We start from the raw sequence: 6,978 nt of genomic DNA on the forward strand, positions 1-6,978 counted from the left end.
TCGTGGCCGCCGACCTCCGCCTGTCCGGCGTCGGCGGAGATCAGGGTGGAGAGGATCTTCACGGCGGTGGTCTTGCCGGCGCCGTTCGGTCCGAGGAGGGAGAAGATCGTGCCGGCCGGCACCTGGATGTCGATGCCGTCGAGGACGGTCTTGTCCCCGTAGGACTTGCGCAGTCCGTTCGCCGTGATGGCCAGGTCGGTCATGGTGAGTGCTCCTCGTGAGGGCTGCGGGTCAGAGGCTGCGGGCGGTGATGTCGCCGTAGGAGGTGGTGGCGCGGACGGTCAGGCCGGCGTCGGTGCCTTCGGTGTTCTTGAGGGCGTTGTGGATACGGCCGTAGGAGGTGCCGGCGTCCAGGGCGGCGGAGGCGGCGGTGGCGAGGGTGATGTCGCCCTTCTGCGTGCTCAGTTCGACCCGGCCGGTGACGGCCTCGTTGACGGTGATGTCGCCGCGCTGGGTGCTGATGGTGGCGGGTCCGGTCAGGCGGCCGACGGTGACGTCGCCGTCGGCGACGGTCAGACGCAGGCTCGCGGCCTCGTCGATCTTGACGGGGCCGTGGGCGCCCTCGAAGGCGATGTCGCCGAGGCGTCCGACGGCGCGGAACTCGGCGGCGGCGGCCTTGGCCTGGACGCCGGAGCCGGCCGGGAGCCGGACGGTGATCTCGACGGAGCCGGAGGGTCCGAAGTACTGGTTCTTGGCGGTGGGGGCGGCGATGCGCAGCACGCCGTCGCGGTGGTCGACCTCGATCCGTTCGGCGGCCTGGGTGTCGCGCTTCCTGGCGGGGTCGACGGGCCGGACCTCGACGGTGGCGTCGGCGCGGTCGCCGGCGATGACCTGGACGCGTCCGGCGGGCAGGTCGATGACGGCGGTGACGGGGGCGGTGGTGTCGAACTTCTGCATGAGGAGCTCCTGCGTTCGTCGCTGTTGCTGATTTCCGATGAACGAAAAGCTACGTTGCATTCACGATCTCGGCAACAAGTTCGTTGCGACTTATAGGCATCATGGCAGCTCAGCGCGTCAATTTCATTGCAACGGTCCTGAAAGTAACGCAACGTCAGTCAGGCTGTCGTTGCAACCGACTGGAAGTGAACGCTATGCTGCGAGCACCAGGGACCACGAAGGAGACCGCGATGCCGGGAGGCAGGCTCACCCAGCAGGAACGTCAGCAGATCGCGCTGGGGGTGGCCGACGGCCTCGCCTACGCGGAGATCGCCCGCCGCCTCGACCGCCCCACCTCGACCATCACCCGCGAGGTCATGCGCAACGGCGGCCCCACCGGCTACCGCGCCGACCTCGCCCACCGCGCCACCGAGCGCCGCGCTCACCGCCGCCGGAAGAGCGCGCCCCGCTCGCCCGGGGCACCCGAACTCGCGCCCGGGCGCGATCCCGAGGCGGTGCGCGAGTTCGAGGAGACGTTCACGACCGTCCTCATGCAGGCGGGCACGCCCAAGATGATGGCGAGGGTGCTGACCTGCCTCTACACCAGCGACAACGGCAGCATGACCGCCGCCGAACTCGTCGAGCGCCTCCAGGTCAGCCCGGCGTCCATCTCCAAGGCGATCAGCTTCCTGGAGAGCCAGGGCCTGGTGCGCCGCGAACGCGACGAACGCCGCCGTGAGCGCTATGTCTCCGACGACGACGTCTGGTACCAGTCCATGATCGCCAGCGCCCGCGGCACCACCCAGCTCGCCGAGACCGCGCGCCAGGGCGTGGGCGTCCTGGGCCCCGGCACCCCGGCCGCCGTCCGCCTCGAGAACATCTCCCGCTTTCTCGACTTCATCTCCGAGAGCATCATCCGCGCAGCGGACCAGGCCCGCGAGGTCCTCTACACCCAGCCCGAGCAGACGCCCGACGCCCCGGACTGAGCCCGGGCGTGGGCGAGCGCGGCCCGCTCCTCCGACGGCAGCCGCTCGACGGCCCGGTCGAGGGGCGCGAGATCGGGCCGGCCTCGGGCTGGACTCGGGTTGGACTCGGGCCGGCCTCGGGCTCGGGAAGGACACCCCGCCCGCACTCCTCGCGCAGCCACTCTCCGTGGAGGAAGTCGCAGACGGGCGGATACCCCCAGGGCCATCAACTCCCCTACCAAAACCCGGCGTTCGCGGACGGCGGAGCCGTGGAGGCAGATGCCGAGGATGGTGTCGCCAAGGGTCCGGTGGAGAAGCGGGACGAGGTGGCGCGGCGACGTGGTCCTCCCACCTGGCATGTCCCTCCGTGTCCTGGTCACCGTGCGTATCGTTGTACTGCGCGGCTGCACTCGTCGATGGGGCAGCCGGGCAGGAGCGCCACGATGACCGTCCTCGAAGACCGGATCGCGATGGCCGAGAGTGGTCGAGATCGTCGAGGGGACCGTCTACATGTCGCCGCAGCGGGACACCCACTGGGAGATCATCGCGGCCATCTACGAGCAGTTGCGGACCAAGTACCCGCGGAAGCGCGTGAAGTCCGACGTGCGCATCGACTACCACTGATCCTACGAGGACGTCGAGTTCGTCGCCGAGGTGATCTCCAAGGGCACCGCGGCCAACGACTACGGCCCGAAGAAGGCCGCGTACGCCACGGCGGAAGTCCCCGTCTACGTCATCGCGGACCCCTGTCAGGGGCGGTGCCACATCTACACCGCCCCCAAGGGGAGCGACTAAACAGATGAGTTCCCCCGTGACTGACTGACAGAATCCGCTGCATGGCGATCATCCACAACACCACCCTCAAGCCGACCAAGCTGGAACTGCTCACCACCTGGCTGCCCACCCGCCCCTGGTACGCCGGTGACGGGGCACCGGAGTTGGCCAAGGCCGGCGGCTTCCGGCTGGACGATCCGGAGGGCGAGGTGGGGATCGAGTTCATGGTGGCCGTCGACACCTCGGGCCCCGAGCCCGTCGCCTACCACGTCCCCCTCACCTACCGCGCGGCCCCGCTCCCCGGCGCGGACCACGCCCTCGTCGGCACCATGGAACACGGTGTGCTGGGCCCCCGTTGGGCCTACGACGGCAGCCACGACCCGGTCCTGCGCACCGAACTGCTCGCCCTGTTCGAGGGCCGCGCCCAGGCCATGGCCCAGAGCATCAGCGACACCCCCGACCACGAGGTCACCCACGCCTACACCGGTCCCGGCCTTCCCACCGGCCCCGCCGAGGTCACCGAGGACCGGGACGGCACCGAGCTCGCCCTCCCGGACGGCACCAGCCTGCGCGTCCACCGGATCCTGACGCCCACAACTCCCGAGGGCGTGACCGGTCAGGTCTCCACGGCCTGGAACACCCCGGACGGCACCCGCGTGCGATCCGTCTTCGTGAGCCTGCGCACTCCCTGAGACCGGCGCTCCATACGGAGAACGCCAGGGACGGAACCCGCCCAAATCCCCACGGCTGCCCCCCGATTGCACCGGGGGGCAGACCACCGGAACCGTCAGAACATCGTGTTGTCGTTGGCGGACGTGGCCGGTACGTCCTGGGTCACGTCCCAGTGCTCCACGATCTTCCCGCCGACCACCCGGAACAGGTCCACGATCGCCTGCCCCCGCTCCCCCGGCGCCGGGATGTAGTGGCTGTGGACGGCCACCAGATCGCCCTCGGCGATGACCCGCTTCGGCTCCACCTTCAGCTGCGGCGCCGCCTTGAAGTACGCCGCGAGCCCGGCCTTCACCCCGGACAGACCGTTCGCGATGGTCGGGTTGTGCTGCTCGTACCAGGGCGCCCAGTAGCGGTCGAGGGCGGACAGGTCCTTCTTCACGATCAGCTGGTCGAAGGCGGTGACGACCAGCTTCTTGTTGTACGCGGTGAGGAAACCGGGGCCGGGCTGCGAGGTCCGCGGCCAACTCACCGTGGAGAACATGTCGTTGCCGTTGGCGGTGGTGTCCGGCACGTTCTGCCCGGTGTCCCAGTGCTCGGCGATCTTCCCGCCCTGGAAGCGGAAGATGTCGAAGACGGCGGTCCCCCGGGTCCCCGGGGTCATCACCACGTTGGAGTGCACGAGCACGAGATCGCCCTCGGAGATCACCCGCTGGACACGGTACTCGGCGTCCGGGAACTGCTGGTGCACGAACGTGCCGAGGTTCTTCAGGGTCTCGGCGCCGTCGGGCGCGAGGGGGTTGTGCTGGATGTAGTCGGGCCGCACGAAACGGTCCACGACCTTGGCGTCACCCCGCTCGAACACCCCCTTGAGCACCTGGACGGCGACGGCCTTCTGGTAGCCGAGGCGGGCGGAGTCGCCGTAACCGGCCTGCGCGACGGAAGCGGCGTGCGGCGTGGCCACGGCCGGTACGGCGGCGGCGCCGAGGAGCGCGGCGGAGGCGAGGACGGCGACGAGGGTCCTGCGGACGGGCGTAGTGGGGGGCACTTACTCTCCTGAGGCTTATATTGAAACTTCAAGCTCACACACCCCACAGGAAAGCACTAACTCCTAGTTAGCGTCAAGATCGCTGACAACCGTCAGCGCCGCACCCGAGTGGGAGCCTTGCCTTGAGCGGACTCCAAGGCGTTGGCTGGGGCTCATGAAGTACACGCAGCTCGGACGCACGGGGCTCAAGGTCAGCAGGCTGGTCCTCGGGACCATGAACTTCGGACCGCAGACCGACGAAGCCGACAGTCACACCATCATGGATGCCGCTCTGGACGCGGGACTGAATTTCTTCGACACGGCCAATGTGTATGGCTGGGGCGAGAACAAGGGCCGTACCGAGGAGATCATCGGGAACTGGTTCGCGAAGAGCGCCGCGAACCGCGACCGGACCGTCCTCGCCACCAAGGTGTACGGCAACATGGGCGCGGACGGCGAGGCCTGGCCGAACCACGACAAGCTGTCGGCGCTGAACATCCGCCGTGCCGTCGACGCCTCCCTCAAGCGGCTCCAGACCGACTACATCGACGTCTACCAGTTCCATCACGTCGACCGCGCGACTCCCTTCGAGGAGATCTGGCAGGCGATCGACACCCTCGTGCAGCAGGGCAAGATCCTGTACGTCGGCTCCTCCAACTTCCCCGGCTACAAGATCGCCCAGGCCAACGAGATCGCCGCCCGGCGGGGCGGAACCATCGGCCTCGTCAGCGAGCAGTGCCTCTACAACCTCGCCGAGCGGCGCGCGGAGATGGAGGTCATCCCGGCCGCCCAGGAGTACGGCCTCGGCGTGATCCCCTGGTCCCCGCTGCACGGCGGTCTGCTCGGCGGGGTCATCAAGAAGGAGGCCGAGGGCGGCCGCCGCGCCTCGGGCCGTGCTGCCGACACCCTCAAGGACCCGGCCAAGCGCGCCCAGATCCAGTCGTACGAGGACCTGCTGGAGAAGCACGGCCTGGAACCCGGCGAGACGGCTCTGGCCTGGCTCCTCACCCGCCCCGGCGTCACGGGCCCGATCGTCGGTCCGCGTACGGCGCAGCAGCTGGAATCAGCGATCAGGGCCTTGGAACTGGAGCTGAGCGAGGAGATCCTGGCGGGCCTGGACGAGATCTTCCCGGGGCCGGGGCCGTCGCCGGAGGCCTTCGCCTGGTAGGCGCAGGATGACGCAAGGCTTTTGAGGGGCGCGGGGAACTGCGCGACCAGCCACGACGGCGCGGCAGCCGACGACGGACCGCAGTTCCCCAAGCCCTACCTACCGAGGGCGGCAGCCATCGCCACCACAACGAACATCATCACCAGCACACCGGCCATGATCCGGTTCCGCGTCTTCGGGTCCACGCGTCGAGCCTAACCGCCCGCTCCGAGCGCCCAACGCCCGACCACCTCGTAGCGGGGCTGCTCCCCCGGCACCCCGGACCGCGGCAGATTGCTCCGCACCAGCGCCAGCTCGTCCACGCTCCACGTCCGGCTCACGAACCCGTCGAGCACCTCCAGATACGGCGCCACATCCACCGCCTCCCGGCTCCGCGCCACCGTCAGATGCGCCTTGTACCGCCGGTGCTCCCCCGTCTCCACCCCGGCCTTCAGCCCCGCCGCCTCCGCCCGCTCGGCCAGCCGCCGCAGTGCGGGCAGCTCACCGGAGGCCCCCGCCCACAGCGCCCGCCCCTGCCCGAACTGCCCACCGCCACGCACGGCCAGCGGGAAGGCGGACGTCCGCCGAGCCGCCCGCTCCAGCCTCTCCGACAGTTCCGGTACGACGTCGTCGTCGACATCGCCGTAGAACGCGAGCGTGAAGTGCCACCCCGGGACGCCGGTCCAGCGCAGCCCCTCCGCGCCGGGCAGCTTCCTCAACTCGGCGACGACGACGGCGAGTTCCTCGGTCACATTCTGCGGGGGCAGCACCGCGGCGAAGAGTCTCATGGGGCTCAGCCTGTCACCATGGGGGCATGGAGATCAGCATCAGGGACGGCGGACCCGACGACATACCCGTGATCCTCGGCATGCTCGACAGCTGTGTGGAGTGGCTGGTCGCGCAGGGGCGCCCGGGGCAGTGGGGGACGAGGCCGCTGTCGGGGAGCCCGAGGACGGTCGAGTCCGTCGCCCGGTACATCGACGAGGGCAGGGTGTTCGTCGCCGAGGCCGACGGCGTGCCGGCCGCGACCCTCACGATCACCGACTCGCCCGGCGCCTATCTGGCCCATCTCCCGCCGCCGGGCGAGCCCGAGCGGTACATCCACTGGCTCGCCTCCGACCGCCGCTTCAAGGGCCACGGCATCGGCAGCGCCCTCCTCGCGCACGCCGCCGAGGAGACCCGGCGGGCGGGCGTCGGCCTGCTGCGGGTGGACTGCTACGCGGGCGACGACCGCAAGCTGGTCGCCTACTACGAGGCCAACGGCTTCACCCCGACGCAGACATACACCGCCGGGGCGAACAACGACTGGCCGGGCCAGGTCCTGGCCATGCGCCTACGCCCGTAGCCGCCGCGGCCAACTCCTCCCGCGCCTCGCGCGGCACGAACCGCACCTGCGGATGACCACCGTTCCAGCCGACCAACAACCGCAGATCGCCGACACGACCCAGGACCAGGCCGGCCGTCACACCCGGCCACCGCCGCACCAGATCCTGGCCATGCCCGCACGACCCCGGCCCGCC

8 protein-coding genes and 1 pseudogene are annotated in these 6,978 nt (G+C 69.9%); 5 read left to right on the plus strand and 4 right to left on the minus strand.

What is annotated here, in order from left to right; translation table 11 throughout:
* Window positions 1–203, minus strand: a 203-nt coding sequence (locus ACFYZ8_RS36755) for an ATP-binding cassette domain-containing protein (RefSeq protein WP_388540228.1), incomplete at its 3' end; no start/stop codon positions are given.
* A 28-nt stretch (window positions 204–231) separates the two neighbouring features.
* The gene (locus ACFYZ8_RS36760; protein ID WP_359037948.1) at window positions 232–897 is read right to left on the minus strand and encodes a DUF4097 family beta strand repeat-containing protein; all 666 of its coding nucleotides are present in this window, start codon (window positions 895–897) and stop codon (window positions 232–234) included.
* 230 nt (window positions 898–1,127) lie between these two features.
* On the opposite strand from ACFYZ8_RS36760, the gene ACFYZ8_RS36765 reads away from it, so the two are divergent.
* From ACFYZ8_RS36765 to ACFYZ8_RS36775, 3 genes and pseudogenes are all read left to right on the plus strand, one after another.
* Entirely contained in the window at window positions 1,128–1,862 is a 735-nt protein-coding gene (locus ACFYZ8_RS36765; RefSeq protein WP_359037946.1) for a helix-turn-helix domain-containing protein, read from the plus strand.
* Between the two features lie 462 nt (window positions 1,863–2,324).
* A pseudogene (locus ACFYZ8_RS36770) lies at window positions 2,325–2,633 on the plus strand (Uma2 family endonuclease); the annotation flags it as partial.
* Window positions 2,634–2,677: 44 nt separating this feature from the next.
* A complete protein-coding gene (locus tag ACFYZ8_RS36775; RefSeq protein ID WP_388540225.1) occupies window positions 2,678–3,307 on the plus strand; it encodes a 1,4-alpha-glucan branching protein in 630 nt (209 codons plus the stop codon).
* 95 nt (window positions 3,308–3,402) lie between these two features.
* Here ACFYZ8_RS36775 and ACFYZ8_RS36780 read toward each other — a convergent pair whose 3' ends face one another.
* Window positions 3,403–4,332 carry a nuclear transport factor 2 family protein gene (locus tag ACFYZ8_RS36780; RefSeq protein WP_359037940.1) on the minus strand — a complete coding sequence of 310 codons (930 nt, stop codon included), beginning with the start codon at window positions 4,330–4,332 and terminating at the stop codon, window positions 3,403–3,405.
* Between the two features lie 154 nt (window positions 4,333–4,486).
* Between ACFYZ8_RS36780 and ACFYZ8_RS36785 the strand changes: the two genes are divergently transcribed.
* The gene (locus tag ACFYZ8_RS36785; RefSeq protein WP_359037938.1) at window positions 4,487–5,479 is read left to right on the plus strand and encodes an aldo/keto reductase; all 993 of its coding nucleotides are present in this window, start codon (window positions 4,487–4,489) and stop codon (window positions 5,477–5,479) included.
* Window positions 5,480–5,673: 194 nt separating this feature from the next.
* Here ACFYZ8_RS36785 and thpR read toward each other — a convergent pair whose 3' ends face one another.
* The gene (thpR, locus tag ACFYZ8_RS36790; RefSeq protein WP_388540223.1) at window positions 5,674–6,246 is read right to left on the minus strand and encodes an RNA 2',3'-cyclic phosphodiesterase; all 573 of its coding nucleotides are present in this window, start codon (window positions 6,244–6,246) and stop codon (window positions 5,674–5,676) included.
* Window positions 6,247–6,272: 26 nt separating this feature from the next.
* On the opposite strand from thpR, the gene ACFYZ8_RS36795 reads away from it, so the two are divergent.
* The gene (locus ACFYZ8_RS36795) at window positions 6,273–6,803 is read left to right on the plus strand and encodes a GNAT family N-acetyltransferase (protein ID WP_388540220.1); all 531 of its coding nucleotides are present in this window, start codon (window positions 6,273–6,275) and stop codon (window positions 6,801–6,803) included.
* Window positions 6,804–6,978: the final 175 nt, after the last annotated feature.

The sequence above is a fragment of the Streptomyces sp. NPDC001668 genome (assembly GCF_042893155.1).
Classification (GTDB): domain Bacteria; phylum Actinomycetota; class Actinomycetes; order Streptomycetales; family Streptomycetaceae; genus Streptomyces.

What these genes read in the sequence shown, in the direction of transcription:
- ACFYZ8_RS36760 (WP_359037948.1), bottom strand. Translation starts at nt 897, where the DNA reads ATGCAGAAGTTCGACACCACCGCCCCCGTCACCGCCGTCATCGACCTG.
- ACFYZ8_RS36765 (WP_359037946.1), top strand. Translation starts at nt 1,128, where the DNA reads ATGCCGGGAGGCAGGCTCACCCAGCAGGAACGTCAGCAGATCGCGCTG.
- ACFYZ8_RS36775 (WP_388540225.1), top strand. Translation starts at nt 2,678, where the DNA reads ATGGCGATCATCCACAACACCACCCTCAAGCCGACCAAGCTGGAACTG.
- ACFYZ8_RS36795 (WP_388540220.1), top strand. Translation starts at nt 6,273, where the DNA reads ATGGAGATCAGCATCAGGGACGGCGGACCCGACGACATACCCGTGATC.
- ACFYZ8_RS36785 (WP_359037938.1), top strand. Translation starts at nt 4,487, where the DNA reads ATGAAGTACACGCAGCTCGGACGCACGGGGCTCAAGGTCAGCAGGCTG.
- thpR (WP_388540223.1), bottom strand. Translation starts at nt 6,246, where the DNA reads ATGAGACTCTTCGCCGCGGTGCTGCCCCCGCAGAATGTGACCGAGGAA.